Annotated in this window: 24 protein-coding genes; 20 read left to right on the forward strand and 4 right to left on the reverse strand. The window is 25.7% G+C overall.

All coding sequences use genetic code 11. The features are described 5' to 3' along the window. Positions 1-40: 40 nt before the first annotated feature. Positions 41-1,387, reverse strand: coding sequence for an MATE family efflux transporter (locus tag I4U66_RS10000; RefSeq protein ID WP_092925774.1), 1,347 nt, complete (start codon positions 1,385-1,387; stop codon positions 41-43). A gap of 299 nt (positions 1,388-1,686) precedes the next feature. On the opposite strand from I4U66_RS10000, the gene I4U66_RS10005 reads away from it, so the two are divergent. From I4U66_RS10005 to I4U66_RS10040, 8 genes are all read left to right on the forward strand, one after another. Further along, entirely contained in the window at positions 1,687-2,061 is a 375-nt protein-coding gene (locus tag I4U66_RS10005) for a GntR family transcriptional regulator (protein WP_092925776.1), read from the forward strand. An 11-nt stretch (positions 2,062-2,072) separates the two neighbouring features. Then, positions 2,073-2,927, forward strand: coding sequence for an ABC transporter ATP-binding protein (locus I4U66_RS10010; RefSeq protein ID WP_195237766.1), 855 nt, complete (start codon positions 2,073-2,075; stop codon positions 2,925-2,927). Position 2,928: 1 nt separating this feature from the next. Then, complete coding sequence (locus I4U66_RS10015) at positions 2,929-3,561, forward strand: ABC-2 transporter permease (protein ID WP_092925778.1); 633 nt, start codon at positions 2,929-2,931, stop codon at positions 3,559-3,561. A 337-nt stretch (positions 3,562-3,898) separates the two neighbouring features. Beyond that, complete coding sequence (locus I4U66_RS10020; RefSeq protein WP_092925780.1) at positions 3,899-4,444, forward strand: hypothetical protein; 546 nt, start codon at positions 3,899-3,901, stop codon at positions 4,442-4,444. Positions 4,445-4,563: 119 nt separating this feature from the next. Then, the gene (locus I4U66_RS10025) at positions 4,564-4,866 is read left to right on the forward strand and encodes a DUF898 family protein (protein WP_092925782.1); all 303 of its coding nucleotides are present in this window, start codon (positions 4,564-4,566) and stop codon (positions 4,864-4,866) included. Positions 4,867-5,059: 193 nt separating this feature from the next. Beyond that, the gene (locus I4U66_RS10030; protein ID WP_092925784.1) at positions 5,060-5,473 is read left to right on the forward strand and encodes a membrane lipoprotein lipid attachment site-containing protein; all 414 of its coding nucleotides are present in this window, start codon (positions 5,060-5,062) and stop codon (positions 5,471-5,473) included. 305 nt (positions 5,474-5,778) lie between these two features. Continuing rightward, entirely contained in the window at positions 5,779-6,309 is a 531-nt protein-coding gene (locus I4U66_RS10035; protein ID WP_092925786.1) for a hypothetical protein, read from the forward strand. A gap of 240 nt (positions 6,310-6,549) precedes the next feature. Continuing rightward, positions 6,550-8,175 (forward strand): Na/Pi cotransporter family protein, encoded by a 1,626-nt coding sequence (locus tag I4U66_RS10040; protein WP_092925788.1) that lies wholly within the window; start codon positions 6,550-6,552, stop codon positions 8,173-8,175. A gap of 38 nt (positions 8,176-8,213) precedes the next feature. On the opposite strand, the gene ytaF is transcribed toward I4U66_RS10040, so the two are convergent. Further along, complete coding sequence (gene ytaF, locus I4U66_RS10045; RefSeq protein ID WP_092925790.1) at positions 8,214-8,831, reverse strand: sporulation membrane protein YtaF; 618 nt, start codon at positions 8,829-8,831, stop codon at positions 8,214-8,216. A gap of 174 nt (positions 8,832-9,005) precedes the next feature. Here ytaF and I4U66_RS10050 point away from each other — a divergent pair, with 174 nt between their 5' ends. From I4U66_RS10050 to I4U66_RS10080, 7 genes are all read left to right on the forward strand, one after another. Then, complete coding sequence (locus tag I4U66_RS10050; protein ID WP_092925792.1) at positions 9,006-9,593, forward strand: hypothetical protein; 588 nt, start codon at positions 9,006-9,008, stop codon at positions 9,591-9,593. An 89-nt stretch (positions 9,594-9,682) separates the two neighbouring features. Further along, positions 9,683-10,348 carry a Bax inhibitor-1/YccA family protein gene (locus I4U66_RS10055; protein ID WP_195928826.1) on the forward strand — a complete coding sequence of 222 codons (666 nt, stop codon included), beginning with the start codon at positions 9,683-9,685 and terminating at the stop codon, positions 10,346-10,348. A 152-nt stretch (positions 10,349-10,500) separates the two neighbouring features. Then, complete coding sequence (locus tag I4U66_RS10060; protein ID WP_092925796.1) at positions 10,501-10,929, forward strand: hypothetical protein; 429 nt, start codon at positions 10,501-10,503, stop codon at positions 10,927-10,929. Between the two features lie 229 nt (positions 10,930-11,158). Continuing rightward, positions 11,159-13,756, forward strand: a complete 2,598-nt coding sequence (gene clpB, locus I4U66_RS10065; RefSeq protein WP_092925798.1) for an ATP-dependent chaperone ClpB — start codon at positions 11,159-11,161, stop codon at positions 13,754-13,756. Positions 13,757-13,944: 188 nt separating this feature from the next. After that, positions 13,945-15,072 (forward strand): helix-turn-helix domain-containing protein, encoded by a 1,128-nt coding sequence (locus I4U66_RS10070; protein ID WP_195928828.1) that lies wholly within the window; start codon positions 13,945-13,947, stop codon positions 15,070-15,072. Positions 15,073-15,165: 93 nt separating this feature from the next. Beyond that, entirely contained in the window at positions 15,166-16,425 is a 1,260-nt protein-coding gene (locus I4U66_RS10075) for a hypothetical protein (RefSeq protein ID WP_195928830.1), read from the forward strand. Beyond that, positions 16,416-16,853, forward strand: coding sequence for a MutS-related protein (locus tag I4U66_RS10080; RefSeq protein WP_195928832.1), 438 nt, complete (start codon positions 16,416-16,418; stop codon positions 16,851-16,853). Before I4U66_RS10075 ends, I4U66_RS10080 begins: the two co-directional genes overlap by 10 nt. Before the next feature lie 41 nt (positions 16,854-16,894). Here I4U66_RS10080 and I4U66_RS10085 read toward each other — a convergent pair whose 3' ends face one another. Together I4U66_RS10085 and I4U66_RS10090 are read right to left on the reverse strand one after the other, a co-directional pair. After that, positions 16,895-17,569, reverse strand: a complete 675-nt coding sequence (locus I4U66_RS10085; protein ID WP_176698678.1) for a Crp/Fnr family transcriptional regulator — start codon at positions 17,567-17,569, stop codon at positions 16,895-16,897. 432 nt (positions 17,570-18,001) lie between these two features. Beyond that, a complete protein-coding gene (locus I4U66_RS10090; protein ID WP_092925806.1) occupies positions 18,002-19,171 on the reverse strand; it encodes a cation diffusion facilitator family transporter in 1,170 nt (389 codons plus the stop codon). Positions 19,172-19,525: 354 nt separating this feature from the next. Here I4U66_RS10090 and I4U66_RS10095 point away from each other — a divergent pair, with 354 nt between their 5' ends. The 5 genes from I4U66_RS10095 to aroH all read left to right on the forward strand — a co-directional run bounded on the left by I4U66_RS10095 (position 19,526) and on the right by aroH (position 24,238). After that, the gene (locus tag I4U66_RS10095; protein WP_092925808.1) at positions 19,526-20,848 is read left to right on the forward strand and encodes an MATE family efflux transporter; all 1,323 of its coding nucleotides are present in this window, start codon (positions 19,526-19,528) and stop codon (positions 20,846-20,848) included. Between the two features lie 210 nt (positions 20,849-21,058). Further along, positions 21,059-21,883, forward strand: a complete 825-nt coding sequence (locus I4U66_RS10100; RefSeq protein ID WP_092925810.1) for a MerR family transcriptional regulator — start codon at positions 21,059-21,061, stop codon at positions 21,881-21,883. Between the two features lie 102 nt (positions 21,884-21,985). After that, positions 21,986-22,627 (forward strand): histidine phosphatase family protein, encoded by a 642-nt coding sequence (locus I4U66_RS10105; RefSeq protein ID WP_092925812.1) that lies wholly within the window; start codon positions 21,986-21,988, stop codon positions 22,625-22,627. A gap of 9 nt (positions 22,628-22,636) precedes the next feature. Further along, positions 22,637-23,851 carry an NAD(P)/FAD-dependent oxidoreductase gene (locus I4U66_RS10110; protein ID WP_092925813.1) on the forward strand — a complete coding sequence of 405 codons (1,215 nt, stop codon included), beginning with the start codon at positions 22,637-22,639 and terminating at the stop codon, positions 23,849-23,851. A 9-nt stretch (positions 23,852-23,860) separates the two neighbouring features. Next, complete coding sequence (aroH, locus tag I4U66_RS10115) at positions 23,861-24,238, forward strand: chorismate mutase (protein WP_092925815.1); 378 nt, start codon at positions 23,861-23,863, stop codon at positions 24,236-24,238. Positions 24,239-24,240 lie beyond the last annotated feature (2 nt).

Consider the following 24,240-nt stretch of genomic DNA (forward strand, 5'->3'; position numbering starts at 1 on the left):
TTTAAGCTAGCTTTTTAAATGTAGATTTGTCTTATAATTTTTATGATGAGTAACACTCTGAAGAATTTATACTATTAACTTTTTTATGATAGTCAATAAATAACGGTATAGATGCTGCAAGCCAAGCCATAGGACCTGCTAAACAAATACCAGTATAACCAATAGCTAAAGGTAATGTAAATGCAACAATAGTTCTGGCAAGTAATTCGTAAACACCAGCCATCATAGGCACGAAAGTATATCCCATACCCTGAAGTGCATTTCTGTATATAAATATTAAGCTAAGAGGTATAAAGAAGAAAGAAACTGTAGTTAGATATTTAGTAGCGTATGATATTACATTTGGATCTGAATTTGATACAAATAGCTTAACAAAATATTCACCAAGTGTCATAAGTATAATTCCACCAATAACACCAATAGCTATATTTATTAATGTACACTTTTTAACTCCCTCTTTAATTCGTTCGATATTATTAGCACCAAGATTTTGAGCACAATAAGTTGCCATAGTAACACCAAATGTTACACTTGGCTGCATAACAAGTTGTTCAACCCTAGAAGCAGCAGTATATGCAGCAACAATAGTTGATCCAAATGAATTAACAGCACCCTGAAGTATTACTGCTCCGACAGCAGTTATTGAAAATTGAAGAGCCATTGGGATTCCTATATTTAAGTGTTTCTTATAAAAGTCTAAGTTGAAGCTAAAATGTCTTTTTTCAAGTCTTAATATAGGAAATTTTTTAGCAGTATAAATTAAGCATAGTATACCTGAAACTCCTTGGGAAATAACAGTAGCATAAGCAGCTCCTTTAACTCCCATAGAGAATTTAACTATAAACATCAAATCTAGTATTATATTTAAAATGGATGCAACAATTAAGAAATATAAAGGAGTTTTACTATCTCCAAGTGCACGAAGTATACTTGCAATTATATTATAGAAAAATGTAACAAATATACCTCCGTATATAATTATTATATATGAATAAGCTTCATCTATTATATCATGTGGAGTTTTCATTAAATTTAAAAGTGGTTTAGTAAAAAATATACTTAAAATAGTAATTATAATAGTCATAATTACAGACAGTACAATTGCACTACCTACGGCTTTTTTAACACCTTCTTCATCATTTGCTCCAAACCTTTGTGAAACTAATACGGAAAAACCAGATGCAAGGCCTAATATAAATCCTATTATTAAAAAAATCATAGAACTTGTTGATCCAACAGCTGCTAGAGCTTTAACACCTAAAAATCTTCCAACAATTATTGTATCTACCATACTATAGAATTGTTGAAAAATATTTCCTATAAGTAATGGTATAGAAAAATATAAAATTAATTTTACTGGATTACCAGTAGTCATATCTTTAGTCATAAACATTCCCCCCTTTTATGTAAGACATATCCATCAGCATATACTAACATTATTTAAAACCATATACAATAGATTATAAAAAAGTTATTAAAAATGATACTATATTTTTATTATATTACAATAGTATTTAATTTATTGTTACAGAACAATTCTATAAAACTTACATTTAAATAAAAATCATTAAGTATATATTTTTTTAATTAATTTTGAAAATAGGTTGACATGAAGTGTACATAAAGTGTATATAATATATACATTTTATATACACTAAATATTAAGTAAGGAAGAGAGGTGTAAAATTGAATATAAATATAAGTAATACATCAACAATACCCTTGTATGAACAAATAAAAAGCCAGATACAAAATCAGATATTAGACTCAACATTAAAGCCAGGGGAAGGTCTCCCATCTATAAGAAATTTCGCAAAAGAATTAAAGGTTAGCATAATAACCATAAAAAGAGCCTATGAAGAACTTGAGAAAGAAGGATTTATAGAGACTGTTACAGGGCGAGGAACTTTTGTATCAACAAAAAATACAGATCGATTAAGAGAAATAGCTTTATATGAAATAGAAAATAAATTAGAGGATATTATAAGGCAAGTAAAATCAGTAGGTATAACATTAGAAGAAGGACTAGAAATATTTAAAAGTATATATGAAGAAATATAAGGAGGTATATTATGAATGCAATAGAGATTAGAAATTTGAAGAAAAATTTAGATACATTTAATTTATGTATAGATAATTTAGATATAAAAAAGGGATATATAACAGGGTTTATAGGTCCAAATGGATCAGGAAAAACTACCACAATAAAATTAATTATGAATATGATATTTAAAGATAGTGGTAGTATAAAAATATTTGGAAAAGAATATAAAAAAAATGATATAAATACAAAAGAATTAATAGGTTATATTGGTGATGTTCCTGGTTACTTAAATGAATCTAAACTTAAGGATATAAAAAAGTCAGTATCTTTTTTTTATAAGAATTGGGATGAATCATTGTATAGAAGATATATACAAAAATTTAAATTAGATGAAAATAAAATATATAAGAAACTTTCAAAGGGACAACAGAAAAAGTTTGAATTAACAATGGCGCTGTCTCATCATCCAAAACTTATAATAATGGATGAACCAACAGCAAATTTAGACCCTTTAGTCAGAAATGAATTTTTAGATATACTTCAAGAACATATAGAAAAAGAAGAAGCTACTGTATTTTATTCTACTCATATAACATCTGATTTAGATAAAGTCTCAGACTATTTAGTATTTATATATGATGGGAAAATAATACTAAGCGGAGATAAAGATAGCATATTAGAAAGACATAGTATGATAAGAGGTGGGAAAAATTTATTAGACAATGAAACTAAAAGAGCATTAGTAGCATTTAATGAAAATTCATTTGGATTTGAAGGATTAACATCAAATGTAAAACATGCATACGAAATATTTGGGGAAGAAGTTGTTTATGACAAAGTTAATTTAGAAGATATACTAATGTATTATACTAGGGGGTATTAATATGAATAATATAATGAATCTTACTAAAATGAGTTTAATAAATTTTAAAGCAATACTTAAGCAAGTTGGTATAATAATTATAATGTGGTTATTTGTATCAGCAATCAATCCTTCATTTATAGGTGCTTTATCTTCAATGATTACAATTGTTGGTGTACCACAGCTTATGTCTTATGAAGATGTAAGTGGTATAGATAATTTGATAGGAGTAATTCCTGTAAAAAGAAGTGAGTACGTTATATCGAGATATGTAATTGGTATTATAACAATGATATCATCAATACTTATAGTAAGTGTTATATACCATATAATAGAAGTTGATATAAATTTAGATTTACTATTAACTACAGTAATATTATCATCTACATTAATTATTAGTATGTTAATTCCAGCAATGATTAAATATGGTGCAATAAAGGGAAAATTCATAACTATGGCTATAACTTTAGCTACAATATTTTGTTCAATGCCAATTGTAGATATACTTCAAAATCCTTCAAAACAGCTAAAAAATATAATAGACTATATAAATAATATAAATCCTTTAATAGTATCAATAATTATAAGTATTTTAACTATTTTAATATCTATGATAATATCCATAAAGATATATGATAAAAAAGAGTTCAAATAATTTGAATTAATAAAAAGAGCCTGTATTAAATTTCTAAATAAGGGCTCTTTTTATATTATTATATTTACTACAAATATAGTTTTTTTCATATTTTAGTTGACTGTATATATTAATTCATTATTTGTAGAAACGCTCCATTATTCAAATTCTCTTATATTATTGAAAGATATAGTTGAGATTAATAAGAAAAAAGGAGCATATAAAAAAACATATATTCAAAGTGAATTAATAGTATGATATATTATATAAGTATTAAAAATATACAAACATATTTTAAATTAAATTTGATTTTTAGCATAACAAAGATTTGACGAATTAGTATAGAAAGGACATAAATATGCAAGCTATAAGAATAAAACCAGAAGAGTTTAGATTAGAAAATTTTATAAATTATTATAAGGATAATTGTGATGAATTATTATATGATTATCCAGATTATGTATCAAGAGTATGTTTGATAGATAGAGACTATATGGATGTAATAACTTTTGATGAAGATTATGAAGATATAAATGATGCAAGTGATTATGCTAATTTATTGTTAGGAGAAGAGTATGCACTCCATTTTGCTATAGGTAAGACTAATGAAGATTTAGATAAGGTAGAATTTTTAGATGGAAAGATATATAATTTAAGAAGTTATGGTGATGATGAGTATGAGGATTATAATATAAGAGACATTGGGGACTTTAGACTAGATTTAAATAACCTAGTAGGTTTAACACTTGACTTTGACTATGAAGACAAAGAAATCGTAATATCAAGCGTAAACTTTGAACATGGAGGTGAATTAGCTACACCTAGGATAATAGAAGTAGAAGATAGTGGAGACTTAGAAAAAGTAATTGTTAATTTTATAGAAAGATTTATAATAAAAGAATAATTCACTATACCATAAATTTTTATAAAGTTTTAAGGTTTATTTAAGATTTAATTAAGTTGCAGTTTATATACTTTATTATGCATATATATTAATATATATACATAATAGGAGGGAAACATATGGAATCAAGATTTGAAGGTGGATTACTAGGACTTATTGGAGTTAATATATTAGCTTGGTTAATAACTGCTTTTACGTTAGGATTAGCCACACCGTGGGCTATGTGCATAAAATATAGATGGGAAGCCGAAAATACGGTAATAGAAGGAAGAAGGCTCGAATTTAAAGGTACTGGATCTAGCTTATTTTTTAACTATATAAAATGGCTAGTATTAACTATAATAACTCTTGGTATATATGGTTTTTGGTTATATATAAAATTATTACAATGGAAAACTGAAAATACTGTATTTAAAGATTAATAAAAATTATATAAGACCATCTTAAAGTAAGTTTTGTTATTAACTATACTTATTTTAAGATGGTCTTTTGGTATTTTTAGATAGTATTTAAATAATTTAAGATTTATTTAATATTTGGTTTATTATTTTTTAAGATAGAGTATATATAATATGTTTATAATATTAAATGAAACAGACATGGAGGAAATTGAGAATGAAGAAAATAATAGTATTTTTAATGTTGGCAACTATATTGACAGGATGTAGTATGGATATAAAAATCCATAAGTTTGATAGCTATAAAGATGCTAAAGATATAATAGAAAGAGGTTGGATTCCTGAAAACATACCAACTAGTGCTACCAATATACAAGAAGTTCATAACTTAGATTCCAATAAAGCAAATGGAAGATTTATAATACCAAAAAATGAAACAGATAAATTTATACAAACATTAGAAAAGGTAGATAAAAAAAGTGTACTAGATGATAAGTTTATAGAAACTAAATGGTTTAATGAAAAGGATATAAAAGAAAAAATCAAAAATAATAAGCTTACTGTAGGAACAAAAGACGATAATATATATGCAGTAAGTAAAAATGGCGATGTTTACTACTGGGCTAAGTAGCTATGTAAAGTATGGCTTTAAATTAATTCTTATAAAATAAATCAATATGAAACTTTTTATATAATAATATTAATACTAAAAAGATGTGCAAAATATAATTATTTTACACATCTTTTTTATATTCACTTTAATATAGTAGTAATTACTATAAAAACTAAGTTTACAGATAAACAATTATATGCTGTTCATCTGTTGCCATAAATACTAGTAAATCTAATTATTATAGATATTTTCTACAATAACTATTGTTTAAAAATAGACTCATAGTTATAATAAACATATATTTTAAATTAAGGAGCAAAACTATGAAACAATTTTTATCAAAAGACAAATTATCAATACATACATCACCATTATGTGATGTTCTTATAAAAAGTAGTGGCTATGAAAGTTTAGACAAAAACATAGCTGAAAGTAATATCGAATTTGAACCTCAAAAAACTTATGAAATAGCATCTAGTAACTTCTTTGATTTTAATCAACATTTGTATGAAGATATAAATCATATGAATTCTATAAGTGCAGGTATATATTGTGAAATGGCATTAATAACATTTAGAATATTTATATGGGGATCAAAAGGTGAGGGATTTGAAATATTTAAGCATGTTTTAAGAGGCGAAGAAATAGATAGGTTAAAAAGCAAAGAAGATATAAAGGAGTATATCGTAAAACATTTAGAAGAATTAGAAAAAGGCATAATAGAAACTTATCAGTTAGATTGTATGAAAAGCTTTGAAGAGTTTGGTAAATCAATAGAAACTAGACAAATATTATTAACATCAATATTAAAAAATTTAAGCATAGAAAATAACTTAAAAGACTTTAGAAAATAAAACCCATTTAATGGGTTTTTTTATTTACATTACATATATTATTTTTAACTTAAATTTAAAAAACTTAACATAATAGGATTTAATCAACTTTTATTTAACATAGATTTAACATTAAGTGCAATAAATTAACATTTGCTTAACACATTATGACAATTTTTTTGATAGAATAAGTTTGTAATAATAAAAGAATAAAATTATTTAATTTTAAAAACATTAAAGTTTTAAGGAGGAAGAAATATAGTGGAAATAGCAATAAACCTGATGGGGGGACTAGGTCTTTTTCTATACGGTATGAATTTGATGGCTGATGGCCTTCAAAAGTCAGCAGGAGAAAAACTAAAAAAGATAGTTGAACTTCTAACTAGTAATGTACTAATGGGGGTTATAGTTGGAGCTTTAGTTACAGCTATAATACAAAGTTCAAGTGCTACGACAGTTATGGTAGTTGGATTTGTTAATGCGGGTATAATGACACTACCTCAAGCAATAGGTGTAATAATGGGAGCCAATATAGGAACAACTATAACTGCTCAATTAGTATCACTAGATTTAGTTGGGTTAGCGCCAATGGCATTAGGCGTAGGTATAATACTTTACTTATTTAGTTCTAAGCCAAAGGTTAAAACAATAGCTGAAATATTTATAGGATTTGGTATATTATTTACAGGTATGGATTTTATGAAGGAAGCTGTTGCACCTTTAAAAGAGTTTTCAGGATTTACTAATGCATTAGTATCATTTGGACATAATCCGATACTTGGTATACTTCTTGGATTTGGTATAACTGCAATAGTTCAAAGTTCTAGTGCTTCAATGGGTATGTTACTTGCACTTGCATCTGAAGGAATATTACCATTATCATCTGCTTTACCAATATTATATGGTGAAAATATCGGGACTTGCGTTACTTCATTAATATCAAGTATAGGTGCTAGTAAGAACGCTAAAAGAGCTGCTACAATGCATTTAACATTTAATGTAATAGGGACATTGGTATTTATGTTATTACTAAGTAAGCCAATAACAATGGTAGTTACACACTTAGATCCAAATGATGTGAGTAGACAAATAGCTAATGCACATACTTTATTTAATATAACTAACGTTATACTACTATTACCTTTTTCTAAGTTAATAGTAAAACTTACTATGAAGTTAGTTCCAGAGAAAGAAGATGAAATAGAAGAGAGAAAAACTGTTAAATTCTTAGATGAAAGAATATTAGAAACACCATCTATAGCTTTATCAAATACTATTAAAGAGACTTTAAGAATGGGTGAAAAAGCTAAGAAAGCTCTGATTTGTTCAATGGAAGGTGTGCTTGAAATGTCAGATGCTAAAATAAAAAAGGCATTTAATGAAGAAATAAAGATAAATGAATTACAAAAAGCTATACTAAGTTTCTTACTAAAGCTATCTAAAACAACTTTAAATGATGATTCAAGAGAAGGTGTTGACTATCTATTCAATACTGTAAATGATATAGAAAGAATAGGAGATCATGCTGAAAATATAGCTGAATTATCAGAAATAATATTAACTAAAGAATTAAAATTATCTGATGAATGTAAAGGTGAGTTAACTGAAATATACAACAAAGTATTAAGCACATATACTTATGCACTTGAATCTTTAGAATCTAATAATGTGGATTTAGCATTAAGAGTTGTCAAAATGGAAGAACAAGTTGATATAATGGAAAAAGTATGTCGTCAAAATCATATGAAAAGATTAGATGAGAGTGTATGCACAATAGATAATGGAGTTGTTTATTTAGATATAGTAAGTAATTTAGAGAGAATATCTGACCATTCAGTAAATATAGCTCAACAAGTTATAAAAGCAAACAGTAATAAAGTAGCATAAGTCAAAAGAGTTATCTCAAGTATGAGATAACTCTTTTTTTATCTTATAAATGCAAGAGCTATAAGCATTACTCCTGATAACCAAGACAAATTAATATGGCTAATCTTATTAATATGACAACCTACTATACAACCAAATAGTAAAGATAAAAATCCAATAATTAAAGATAATAATAAAACTTCTGCATAATTAATATATCCTAAACTGCTTCCAAATCCAACTGCTAAACTATCTAAAGAAAGAGCTATTGCAAGATAAAAAGCTTCTTTAGGTGTAAGCATTTTAGATTTATCATAATCTGCTTTAGTTTCATCCGCATAAATTTCAAGTACAAACTTAAAATCAAATAATTTAAATGTTAGAGGAGCTTGATTATTATATATTTTATCTATATAGCTTTTAATTATACATTCAAATAATCTAAATATGCCAAGCCCTAATAACAATAAAAAGCTTAATAAGGATGCTATATTGGCTGATAGTAAATCTTTAAACAAAGATCCCAAAAATAAAGAAATACCTAAAGTAATTGTAGATACTAATGTTATTATAGATGCCGATTTAAAAGGAATTTTAATTTTATTTGTACCATAAGCAACACTAGCTACAAATGTATCTAATGAAAGTGATAGCACCAAGAGAAGAGATTGTAGCATTGGATGACACCCCCAAAATATTTAACTAATATTAAGATATTAATTAATTCGTATTTTGTTAACTATAAAATATTATAAATGTATAATTTATTTTGATTAAATTAAATAAGGTTGTAAATAGTTAGATTTTAGTGGTAAAATATAAATACTAAAATATTAAGAGGAGTTATATAAATGAAGTGCAATAAAAAAATAATATCATTAATTATAATATCATTAATGTCATTAGGTATTGTGGCTTGCGATAAAAATGATATACAAAAAGATCAAGAAAAGGCAGTATCTAATGTTGAAGAAAAATCAGACGAATCAATAAAAGAGATAGATAATATGCTATCTGAAATAAAAAACAAATATAAAGACTCTGTAGAAGAAATTGAAGATAAGGTTTCTATAGATAAGTCAAATAATACTAATCTAGATCAAAAGAAGATATCTAATTATACTAACAAAATATTGAGTTTAGATGATATGAAATTAAGAGACATAGAAAATAAACTTACATCAATTGATGAACTTGCTAACATAGGAGATGACAAATTAAAAACTTTGATAGGTAAATACAAAAATAATTTATCTGAAAATTTAGATGATTTTATAAAAGATATTAATTTAAGTAATTATTTAGATAAAGAAAAAGAATTACAAAGTGATATTAACTCTATACAATCTAAAATAGAAAATACTAAAGAAAACCTAACAAATGTAGCGAATGATAAAGTAAATAAAATTTCTGATAGCATAAGTAATATAATCAACTAATTTGATACAAATTATTTCATATAATATAAATTTAACAATATATGGTATAATACATATATAGTTTTTTATAATATATGGAGATGATAAAAATGCATAAAGAAATTACAAACCCAATGGCTGATATTTTTAAATATCTAGCAATATCTATACTATTTATGTTTATAGGGTTTGTATTTGGGCAAGCTTTTATTCCTATAAGTGTTGTTCAAGTAGCAAATTTAATATTACCATTTTTAATAATAGGTTTACTTATAATGGCAATATTATCTAAGAAAAGTATAATACCTAGAAGTTTTTCTATGAACTATGTTTACTTATTTACATTTATAGATGGTATACTTTTATATCCACTATTATCTTTTTACTTACAAAGTTTAGGAACATCTATAGTAATTAATGCTTTACTTGGAACTTGTATATTATTTGGTATACTAGCCTTTATATCTTATAGAAAGAAAGCTGGGCATTACCTAGGTATAGGATCTATATTATTTGCAGGTCTTATATCACTTTTACTTCTATGTATAATAAATATATTTATAGGTTCACAGACATTAAATATATTATATAGTGTTCTGGGTATATTAATATTCTCAGGATATATATTATATGATATAAGTCTAATAAAATATGACATAGAATCAGGAAACATAATAAGTAAGAATGATTTATCTATACATGTATTAAATCTTTATCTAGATTTTGTAAATATCTTACTAGATTTATTAAATTTAATATATGAATTCAAAGATTAATAAATAAAAAGACTAGATTATACTAATTAGTATAATCTAGTCTTTTTATTTATCCTTAAATCCTTATATATTTGCAATAATTTAATTCTAAATAACCTTCATATAATTATTAAATATAGGAATACTATTATTATATAACTCAGGAGGAAACTATGGGAAAATATAAATTAGACTATTTCGCTAAATATTATTTCTTTGAAGAAGAAGACTTTCTAAAAGAGGAAGAGGGAGAGTATATATTAAATAGAATAAAGGAAAGCAATAGATTTGATTATAAGGGATATTCTTATAAATATACTAAATATAATAATATATCTAAGGGTTGTACTCAAAAAAATGTAGATGTGGAAATTCCTAAGGAAAGTATAGATATAATATTAAACGGAGATAGAGTACACCTTGATTTAATATACAAATTTTACACAAAGAAATTAGAGGATCATATTAGAATAACTACTAGAATAAGTGAAAAAACAAAAGAGGTTTCTTGTCTTTTATATATAGATTATATTCAGGCTAATGATTTTATAAAGGAATTAGAAAACATTAAAAAATTACAAGAATATAATATGAAAAGCTAAAGTAAAAGCACCTATTCCAATGAATTGTAATAGGTGCTTTTACTTTTATATATTTTATATTGACAAATAAGATAAAAAACTATTGACAAAGTATTTTTATAGGAGTATATTGTAGTTAATAAATTATTAGCACTCAACTCAATAGAGTGCTAATAAGAAAATTCTAAATAAAATAAATAATTAAGATTTTACTGAAAATAATATATATTATGATAGTGGAGGGATACATATGGATATAGAAAGAATGACTGTAAGGGTACAAAAAGCTTTAAATGAAGCTTATAATATAGGTGTTAAAAACCATAATCAACAAATAGATGTTATACACTTATTAAGTGCATTAGTCAATCAAGAAGATGGACTTATACCTAATATATTAGAAAAAATGGGTGTATCAGTAGATTCAGTAAAAAATAGTATAGATATGGAACTGAGCAAATTACCTCAAATTCATGGAGAAGGTATAAGTTCACAAGGTGTTACAGCTACAAGAAGAATAAATGAAATTTTAATAAAAGCAGAAGAAATATCTAAAGAATTTAAAGATTCTTATATAAGTGTAGAACATGTAATGCTTGCTATGATAGATATGGAAGGTAATACACCAGTAGGAAAAGTATTAAGACAATACAATATAAATAAAAGTAATTTCTTAGAAGTACTATCACAAGTTCGTGGAAGTCAAAGAGTAGAAACTCAAGATCCTGAAGGCACTTATGAAGCACTAACTAGATATGGAACTAATTTAGTAGATTTAGCTAAGAAAAATAAATTAGATCCAGTTATAGGTCGTGACGAAGAAATAAGAAGAGTTATAAGAATATTATCAAGAAGAACTAAAAATAATCCAGTACTTATAGGTGAACCTGGTGTTGGTAAAACTGCAATAGTTGAAGGATTAGCAGAAAGAATAGTTCGTGGAGATGTACCAGAAGGACTTAAGGATAAAGTTATTTATGCACTAGATATGGGTTCATTAATAGCAGGTGCAAAATATAGAGGGGAATTTGAAGAAAGATTAAAAGCAGTACTTAAAGAAGTTCAATCTTCAGAAGGAAAAATAATACTATTTATAGATGAGATACACACAATAGTAGGTGCTGGTAAAACTGATGGAGCAATGGATGCTGGTAACCTAATAAAACCAATGTTAGCTCGTGGAGAACTTAATTGTATAGGTGCTACTACATTTGATGAATATAGACAATATATAGAAAAAGATAAAGCACTTGAAAGACGTTTCCAACCAGTTATAGCAGAGGAACCAAGTGTATCAGATACTATATCTATACTTCGTGGGCTTAAAGAAAGATTTGAAATACATCATGGTATAAGAATACATGATAACGCAATAGTAGCTGCTGCTAAATTATCAGATAGATATATACAAGATAGATACCTTCCTGATAAAGCAATAGACTTAATAGATGAAGCTGGTGCTATGATTAGAAGTGAGATAGATTCTTTACCAACAGAACTAGACACTGTAAGAAGAAGAATATTTACGCTTGAAACTGAAAAAGAAGCACTTCTTAAGGAAAATGATGAAAAAAGTAAAAATAGATTAGAAAATCTAGGAAAAGAGTTAGCAGAGTTAAAATCTAAGAATGATGAAATGACTGCTAAATATGAAAATGAGAAAAAACAAATACTTGATATAAGAAATTTAAAAGAGGAATTAGATAAGGCTAAAGGCGATGTTGAAAGATATGAAAGAGAATATGACTTTAACAAAGCAGCAGAATTAAAATATGGTATAATACCAAAGTTAGAAGAACAAATACAAAATCATGAAGAAAAAATGGCATCAAGTTATGAAAATGCATTATTAAAAGAAGAAGTAACAGAAAATGAAATATCTCAAATAGTAGCTAAATGGACTGGCATACCTGTAACTAAATTAGTAGAAGGTGAAAGAGAAAAGCTTCTTAAGTTAGAAGATGATCTTCACAAAAGAGTTATAGGACAAGATGAAGCAGTAACAGCAGTATCTAATGCAGTAATAAGAGCTCGTGCAGGACTTAAAGATGAGAAAAAACCAATAGGTTCATTCATATTCTTAGGGCCAACAGGAGTTGGTAAAACAGAGCTTGCTAAAACTTTAGCTAACAACTTATTTGATAGTGAAGACAACATTATAAGAATAGATATGAGTGAGTACATGGAAAAACATGCAGTATCTAGACTTATAGGACCTCCTCCAGGTTATGTAGGATATGAAGAAGGAGGTCAATTAACAGAAGCTGTTAGAAGACACCCATACTCTGTAATACTATTTGATGAAATAGAAAAAGCACATGAAGATGTATTTAATATATTCCTTCAGATATTAGATGATGGTAGACTTACTGATAATAAAGGTAAAACAGTAGACTTTAAAAATACACTTATAATAATGACATCAAACATAGGTAGTCATCATCTATTAGAAGCTGGTGAAAACATAGATGAATTTACAAAAGATATGGTTATGAATGAAATGAAACATAGATTTAAGCCAGAATTCTTAAATAGAGTTGATGATATAATAATGTTTAAGCCACTTAGTTTAGAAGGAATCAAAAAAATAATAGATATATTTGTAGATGCATTAAGAAAAAGACTTAGTGAAAAAAATATAGATATAAAAATAACTGATGGTGCTAAAGAAGTTATGGCAAAAGAAGGGTACGATCCAGTATATGGTGCTAGACCACTTAAGAGATATATATCAAATACATTAGAAACAAAAATAGCTAGAAAAATAATCTCTGGAGAAGTTTATAGCGGATGTACTGTAGTTATAGATGCCGATGGAGAAAATATAGAGGTATCTACTAAAAACTAGTTAAATAAAATTGAAACCGCAAAAATAAAAGACTTAATAAGTTATAACTTATTAAGTCTTTTATTTTTATGTAAATGATAGTTTTAACCAATAGTTAAAAAATTTAATCAGAAGTTAATTATACGTCCATTGTTAACATACAAAACTTAATTTATACTATAAATATAACACATAAAAGGAGTAAATTAATGGAGAAAATAAAAATAGGGGAAAATATTAAGTTATTAAGAAGAAAGAAAAATATTACTCAAGAACAATTAGCAAGTATTATTGGAGTATCAATACCAGCAGTATCTAAGTGGGAAAAGGGTGTAAGTTTTCCGGATATAACATATCTTCCTGTACTAGCAAATTACTTTGAAGTAAGTATTGATGATTTGTTAAATTATAGAAAAGAACTTGATGAAAATGATATCGCAAAAATAATTAAAGAGTGTGAAGAATTAATATCTATAAATTCAATAGAAGAGTCTATTAAACTATGTGAAAGTTATATGAAAAATTATCCATCTAATTACAAACTTAAATTTAAACTAACTCATATTTATTCTCTTGCTATGATAAAAGAAACAGATTTAAATAAAGAAGATATAACAAATAGAATAATAGAAATTTTAGAAGATATAGTAGATAATACAAATGATATAGAGTTAAAAGAATATTCTCTTATGCAATTAAGCAGTAACTATATGATAGTAGATAAAAATGATAAGGCTGAAGAAGTTTTAAAAAAAATATACAAACCAAATTGCAATCCAGATGTAATGCTACCTCTTATATATATGCAACAGGATAAAATAAATGAAGCAAGAAAACTTATGCAACAAAATTTAAATACTTCAATTGGAGAAGCTATAACGTCTTGCATGGGACTAGCCATTTCTTACTATAGTTACAAAGATGATATGGACGAGAATAGTATAGATTACTCTAAAGCTAGTATGTATTATCAATTAGCTATCGATATTGACAAGTTAGTATATGATGGAAATCAAATGGGTTCATTTTTAAATTCAAACTTAGCACATATTAATTTAAAAAAAGGAGATATAAAAGCTTCATTAATGTACTTAAATAGATTGGTAGATAGTTTAGAATATTTGGGTACAGATATACCTAGGCAACTTAATCAAATAGCATACTTTGACAATCTTGATGATATAAAGAAAGAGGAGTCAGTAAATGTAGATGTACTACAAATACTAATAGATTCACTAAATACAACATTTATCAGTTTAAAAGGAAATAAAGAGTTTGAAGATATAATATCTAGAATAGTAAATTTAAGAAAATTAGTTAATAAAGATAATAAATAATATAATATTTATTATATACAAGTTAATATTAAATGCCTTTGAAAAGAAAGTAAATTATAACTAATAAGTAATAATGGTACATAGGAGGAATAAATGGAAAATATTAATTTAAACATCAATATCCTAGAATTTATATTTGGTTTTATAGCTCTATTATTAATCCTTTTCTCTATAGAACTATACTTTAAGATAAAGAAAGATAAGACAATAAAAAAAGATATATTAAAAAAATATGGTAAAGAATTAGATATAGAAGATATTAACTATAAAATGGATAGTGTCTCTAGTTACTTTAAAAATATTAATGAAAAAGAATTTATAGATGATATAACATGGAATGATTTAAGCATGGATGACATATACAAAAAAATAAATAATACTCAAAGTACATCAGGAAGAGAAGTTTTATATAATATTCTAAGAATACCTTTATACGAAAAAGAAGAACTTATAAAAAGAGACAACTTAATAGAATATTTTATGAAAAATCCAGATAAAAGATTTGAAGTACAATATATATTAGCAAAATTAGGAATAAGCAATGATTTATATACTACAAATTGTTTAATTAATAAAAGTGATAATAGCAAAAGTAGGTTACTAAGGTATACTATATTATCATACATACCAATAATAAGCTTAACACTAATATTTTTTAATAGGTATTTTATACTACTTTTAATAGCATCTGCTACATACAATGTATTTATAAGTCAAAGAAATGAAAGATACAATTATAATGTAGACGGTTTTACATATATGATATCTTTAATAAATGCAACTAAAAAAATAACAAATTTAAATATAAATGAAATAAATGATAACTTAAAAGATATATCAAGAAACTTAGATAATATTAAACATATTAGAAAAAAATCGCTAGGCGCAGATAGTAATGCAATGATGGATGATATGAAAATATTTAGTGAATATATGAACTTAATATTTTTAAAAGAGCTTAAGAGATATGAAAAAGTCAAAAGTACTGTTATAAAAAATGCAGATGACTTTAAAGCTATATATGATTATGTAGGGACTATAGATGCTCTTATAGCAATTGCGTCATTTAGAGATAGTCTAGATTATTATTCTAAACCAAATCTTGAAATTAGCACAAGTAAATACAATAACCATATAAATTTTGTTGATATATATCATCCACTTATAAAAAAACCTGTATCTAACTCTGCTAACTTTGATAAAAATGTGTTAATCACAGGTTCAAACGCGTCAGGAAAATCAACTTTTATAAAGACTATAGCAATAAATGCAATACTTGCCAAACTATATATACAACTACTTCAAGGGAGTACAACTCATCATATTTTAACATATATACATCAATGGCTTTAAAGGACGATATATTTAGCAATGAAAGTTATTATATAGTAGAAATAAAATCTCTAAAGAGGATAATAGACAACTCTAAGAAAGATATACCATGCTTATGCTTTGTAGATGAAATATTAAGAGGAACTAATACCATAGAGCGTATAGCTTCTTCTTGTGAAGTACTATCAGCTCTTTATAAAAGTAACACTTTGTGCTTTGCGGCAACTCACGATATAGAACTTACTCATATACTTGAAGATAAATTTGAAAATTATCACTTTGAAGAAACTATAACAAATAAAGATATAAAATTTGACTATAAATTGCATAAGGGAAGATCAGAAACCAGAAATGCTATAAGACTTCTTGAATTTATGGGCTATGATAAAAATATTGTAATTAAAGCAGATGAAAAAGCTAAGAACTTTTTATTAAGTGGAAAGTGGTAAATAATATTATAGTTATACACGAAAAAATAAACATAGCAAAGCTATAACTTTGCTATGTTATTTAATTTGTCAAAATCTAATATACTAATTTTACCTCTACTTGAAATAAGTATACCTTTATTCTTAAAATCAGTAAGTATACGACTTACAACCTCCCTACTAGTTCCAAGCTCCTGTGCTATTTTTTCCTGAGTTAAATATAAGTACTTGCTGCTATTATCTTTTTGAGAAATTAATAATAAATATTTTGCTATTCTAATATCTACACTTTCAAAAGCTAATTCCTCTAATACTTTTAATACATTGTTAAATTTAGTATAAAGATTTTCAAATATATACTTTTGAAATTCTAATGTATTATAAATATACTTATTAAATATAGAACTTGGTATAAAAGTAATAACTGTTGGTTCTATAACTTCTGCAAATGCTGGAAAATGTTTATTAGTTAGCATACAAGACATAGAAAGATAACAAGTATCACCCTTCTCTAATTTATAAAGTGTCACCTCTCTACCTTTATCCGATAATTTATACACTCTTATAGATCCGCTTATTATAAGAGAGAAACCTAAGCAAGAAGAGCTTTCATATATTAATGTATAATCACTATCAAATTCTCTAATTATTAAAGAATTTTTTATAATTGATTTAGTTTCTTCATCTAATGTATTTAAAAATGGATATATATATATTAATTCATTCCAATGATTCATTAAATACCTCCAAGTAAATTTACTCATATTAAAAATATATCAAATTTATATATAATATACTACTATAAGTTAATTATACTTAATCTTAATACAGATAAAAAATAGTTTTTAGTGCATAAAGTAAATATTAAGATAGATTAATATTAGTTTGATAATTCCTGTAAAAAACAAAATTCAATTATTAAAATTATATTTTAAGTTATCATATATGAAAAAAATATTCTCATAAAAAACAAAATAAGGAGATAATTGTAGATAGAAGCACTTATATTTTGATTATGGCATTTTTAGTAGGCGTTAAACTTATATATGAGATAATACTTTAATAATATAACAAAATTAAATTACTATATTTAATACATATTTGTATTATTATAAACTTTTGCAAAATAAAAGGTGCCTAAATTTATTTGAATTTAGGCACCCTTTACTTTAATGATAGTCCTTATCTATTATTATTTTACATTTATAATGAGGATGTATTTTTTTAACTTCATCTTTTATATATTTTATTATTTCGTCATCAGATGTATCTTTATCATGGGAAGTTACCACATCAAATACTAAAGTTTTTACATCATCATTACCAATAATTCTAAAATCATGCATAGATTTAATATCTTTATGTTTTTTTAATATCTCATTAAGCTCATTTCTTGTTTTAACTATTTCACTATCTTTCATACATATAGGATCCATGTGAATAACTAAATGGATATTAAGTTCCTTAGATATATCATATTCGGCATTATCTATAATATTATGTATGGTCATAATATCTATAGTAGCAGGAATTTCAACATGTACAGATGCTATACGTCTTCCAACACCATAGTTATGAATTATTAAGTCGTGTACTCCTGATATATAGTCGTAAGATAATAATTTTTCATTTATAGCTTTAACTAAATGTGGATCTGGAGCTTCTCCAAGTAAAGGACTTATAGTTTCCTTGACTAACGTAAATCCTGCATAGATTATAGCTAGAGAAACTAAAACACCTATATAACCATCTATCGGAAAAGATATATACTTTGATGCTAGATAAGATAATACAACACAACTTGAAGTAAATACATCACCAAGTGCATCTGCTGCAGATGCTTTAAGTGCAGATGAGTCAATTTTTTGCCCAATATACTTATTAAATCTACTTAGCCAAAGTTTTATTGCAATTGATATAATTAATAATATAAATGGTACAAATTCAAATACTACAACTTCTGGGTTTAGTATTCTTTGTATAGAAGTTTTCGTAAAGCTTACACCAACAAACATAACCATAAATGCAACTATTAAGGCTGATATATACTCTATTCGTCCATGCCCAAAGGGATGCTCTTTATCTGGAGGCATACTAGCTAACTTAAATCCTACTATAGTTATAATAGAAGATGCCATATCAGAGAAATTGTTAAAAGCATCAGCTGTTATTGCTATACTAGCTGTTATAAATCCTACTGAAAATTTAATTATAAACAGTAGTAAATTTAAAACTATACCAACAATCCCAGCTAAGTAACCATATCTATTCCTAACACTTTCATTATTAATATCCTCACTATTTTTAATGAAAGATTTAACTAAAAAATTAGAAATCATAAAATACTCCTTCCTTAATCTAATTCTTAATATAATTGTTTGCAAATTACAATTATATAGTCTAATGTAATATTGATTAGTAAATGGTAAATAGCTACAATAATTTATTCCCAAAATTTACAGTAATAATCATATATTCATAATTATACATAATAACTCTCTATTTATAAACCAAATATTAATATATAAATTATTAATTTAGTATAATTAAAAATAAATCAATATTGTAAACTATTTATCGGTTTTTATTAAATAGTATGTACTTTTTAATGAATTTGATAAAAAATATATTGACCCTTTTGTTACACAAGAGTTTATAATTTTAAAAGAAAGAAAGTGAAAAGGAGTGATATTATGATAAGTGAGTTTTTAAAATATGCAATCCCTTCTGCCTTCGCTATGCTTGTATCGGCATTATACACTATAATAGATGGAATTTTTGTTGGGCAAGGTGTAGGAGATAACGCGTTAGCAGCAGTCAATATAGTACTGCCATTTACAGTAATGTTAGTTGGTATAGCTAATATGATGGCTGTAGGGGGAGGAGCTTTAATCTCTAAAAATATAGGAGCTAAAAATATTGAAAAAGCAGTAAATATATTTAGACAGGTATGTAAATTCTTACTTATAGTAACTGTATTTATAAGTTTAGTATGTGTTATATTTGCAAAGCCTATAGTAAAAATGCTAGGAGCGACGGAAGCTCTTGAAACATTGGCAGTTGACTATTTAAAATACTATGCAATATTTTGTATTCCTAACCTAGTAGGATTAGCACTTAACAGTTTCGTAAGAAATGACGGAAAACCAAAATTAGCAATGTATTCCATAATAGCAGGTGCTATAACTAATATAATATTAGATTATGTATTCATATTCCCATTTGGACTTGGAATAAAAGGTGCAGCTATAGCAACAGGACTTGGACAGATAGTAACAGTAGCTATAATGCTTCCTCATTTTATACAGAAAAAAGGTTGTTTAACTTTTGGGAAAGTAAAAATAGAAAAAGAAGTTATAAGTGATTTATTAAAGATAGGGTTTCCTTCTTTCTTATCTCAAATAAGTTTCTCTTTTATAGTGCTTGTTCATAATTTGACATTAGTAAATGTTATGGGAGAAATAGGAGTATCGGCATATAGTATATTAAATTATATTGGAACTAATATATATATGGTACTATTTGGATTGACATTAGGAGCACAACCTCTTATTAGTTATAACTTTGGGAGAAAAGATAAAGATAAGGTGTTAAAATATTACAAAATTAATTCTATGGCATCTATAGTTACAACAGCTGTATTTGTAGTAATATGTTATGTATTTGGAAAACAAATAATAGGAATTTTTACAAATGATAAACAAATATTAGAAATAGCATATTTTGCTGTTAAGCTAGGAACTTTAAGTTATTTCATGGTTGGGTTAAATATAGGAACAATAGTGTTTTACCAAGCTATAGAAATGCCAAAGTTATCTACTTTAATATGTTTATTTAGATCTGTTATATTCTTACCGATATCTTTATTTGTACTATCTAAAGTATTCGGTGCAGATGGTATATGGGCAGGTACATTAGTATCTGAATCATTAACATTTATAGCAATAAACTTAATAGCTAATATAAAAACTTCAACAACTAAATCAATAAATAAACTTGTAGAAACTGCACAGTAAAAAGTAAAGCTATGAACAATAGAGTAAAATCTTTATTGTTCATAGCTTTTTATTATTTTTGTAAATTAAAAATGTATAGTTTATTTTAATGTTAATTTTATTTTTGAAACTGTTCTTTTATTAGATTTATTTTATAAAAGCATGTTATCTCTTTAAGTATATGGTCATTTAGCATATACTATAAAAAGATATAAATTTAGAGGTGATTAAATGGAAAAATACTTTTCAATAGGAGAAATGGCTAAATTAAATAATATATCCATAGAAACATTAAGACATTACGATCGATATAATTTATTAAACCCAGATTATATAAATGAAAAAACAGGATATAGATATTATTCTATAAAAAGTTTTATGAAGCTTGATATTATAAAAAAATGTAAAGCAATAGGTCTATCCTTAGATGAAATAAAGGATGTAATGAATGACTATGATTCATTAGGATCTATACTAAAAACACTTGAAAAACAAAAGGATCTTGTAAACAAAAAGCTACATGAGTTAAATACTATAAAGGAAAGTATAGAACACCTTGAAAATGATATAAAAGACTCGCTTGCTATTGGACTTAATAATGTATTCATAAAATATAATGAAGAAAGAAAAATGATAAAATATAATTACTCTGGAAGGTATACAGAAGAATTTGAAATGAATCTTAGAAAAAGTCTAGTAGAAATAGAAGAAATGTATAATACATTTAATTATCAAATAGTTTTTTCAACATCTTACAATGACTTAATAAATAAAGATAAATTAACTTATACAAGAACTATGATAAAAACAGAAGATGTATTAAATACAGATGAGAGAATAATAATCCTACCTAAAGGAAACTACCTTACAATGTATTTTGATGATACCTTTTATGATATTAAAAAATACTATAATTTAATAATAAACTATATAAAGGAAAAAAATGTAAAAGTTATTGGAGATTTCCATGAAATATATATAATAACAAGAGCAAATAGTAGTGGTGAAATAAAAGCACTAGCACAAATAGAGATACTTATTGAAAATAATATTTAGGGAATAGTTAAAAGGATATATCTTTTTAATAAATTATATTTATGGTATAATAAAAATTTAGTAAAAGATAAAAATAACTATATACAACATAGGAGGCAACAGATGGCTAATACATTTTATATAGTAAGACATGGACAAACCAATTGGAACATATTAGGTAAAACGCAAGGGCATGGAAACTCTGATTTAACAGCTAAGGGAGAAGAACAAGCAATTTGTCTTGGTGAAGCTTTAAAAGAGTACCCAATAGATTACATATACAGTAGTGATTTAGGAAGGGCGCTACAAACTGCTAATCTTATAGGAGAAAAAATAGGTGTTAAGGTAAAAGAAACACCTGCACTTAGAGAAATGGGATTTGGTGTTTGGGAAGGTCTTTTAATAGATGAAATTAAAAAAGATTATTTAGAAACTTATAATACTTGGAGAAATGAACCTCATCTAGTAAATATAGAAGGTGGAGAAACTCTTCATTTAATAAAGGATAGATTAGAAGTATTTATAAAAGAATTAAATGAGAAATATAATGACAAACATATATTATTAGTCAGTCATTCTGTAACTGTTAGAGTATTACTATTATCATTTTTAAACTCAGGTATGGAAAATATATACAGAATAAAGCAAGATAATACGGCTTTAAACATAGTAGAATATAGAGATTATGGCCCAGTAATAATAAAAATGAATGATACTAATCATATAAAAAACAATGAAAAGATAAACAACTCTGCATTAGAATAGGAGATATTTATGTCAAAAGTAATAGTAGTTGGTGGTGGTCCATCAGGTATGATGGCAGCTATTACAGCTTCAAAAAATAATAATGAAGTTATACTTATAGAAAGAAATGAAGAATTAGGAAAAAAGCTTAGAGTCACGGGCGGAGGAAGATGTAATCTTACTAATTATAGAGATATAGAAGATTTCTTTGATAAGATAGTAACTAACAAAAAATTTTTATATAGTAGTTTTTATACATTTACTAATCATAGCTTATTGGGGTATTTTAAAAGTAATGGATTAGAATATATAATAGAAGATTTTAATGATCATAAGGTATATACTAAATCAGGTAGATCAGAAGAAGTTATAGATATCCTAAAAAATGACTTAAAAGATAACAGTGTTAAAGTTATATATAATAAACAAGTTATAGATATAATAGTAGAAAATGATGCAGTTTCTGGTGTAATACTTAATGATGGTCAAAATATAAAGGGAGATAAGGTTATAATATCAACTGGAGGGAAAAGCTACCCTCATACAGGTTCGGATGGATCAATGTATGATATATTAGTTAAACATAATCACACATTGAAAAAAATATATCCAGCACTTACTCCACTTACTATAAAGGAGCATTGGATAAAAAATTTACAAGGTGTATCTATACAAAATGTAGAAATATCTTGTAAGATAAGAAATAAAAAGATATATCAAGTGGGAGATATATTATTTGCACACTTTGGCCTAACAGGTCCTTGTGTACTTAAACTATCTTCTTATATAAATAAATATGTAGAAGATAACTTAATAGAACTTAACATAGACTTCTTGCCAAATACTAGTTCAGATGAAATATCTAAAATAATAAGAGAGAATCCTAATAAAAATATAATAAATAATTTAAGAAGATTACTTCCACAAAACTTTTTAAAAGAAGTGCTTAAGATTCTTAATTTAACTGATAAAAAAGCAAATGAATTAACAAAAACAGATGAAGAGAAAATAATAAGCTATATAAAATCTATGAAACTTACTTGTAATGGTACTAAAGGAATAAAAACATCGCAAGTAACAAGTGGTGGAATATCAGTTAAAGAGATAAACTCTTCAACTATGGAATCAAAAATAATAAAAAATTTATATCTTACAGGGGAATTAATAGATATAGATGCAGAAACAGGGGGCTATAATTTACAAATAGCCTTTTCAACGGGATATTTAGCGGGAATAAGTGTATAGGTGATTAATATGAAAACATTAGCGATAAGAGGTGCAACAACGGTTGTTTCTAATACTAAAGCAGATATACTTGATGAAACTGCAAAGTTAGTACAAACTATAATAATAGAAAATGCATTAGATATTGATGATATAATAAGTATGTGTTTTACAATGACAAATGACTTAGATAAAGTATATCCATCAGTAGCAGTTAGGGATATATTAGATATAACAGATATTCCTATGCTTAACTTTGAAGAAAAATATATAGATGGAAGTCTTAAAATGTGCATAAGAATTATGATGCATGTAAATACAGACAAATCTAAAAAAGATATAAAACATATATATTTAAACAATGCTAAAGACTTAAGAAAAGATCTAATAACAAATATATACAAATAAAT

Source organism: Romboutsia sp. D33t1_170424_H2, assembly GCF_015669105.1.
Classification (GTDB): domain Bacteria; phylum Bacillota; class Clostridia; order Peptostreptococcales; family Peptostreptococcaceae; genus Romboutsia_C; species Romboutsia_C hominis.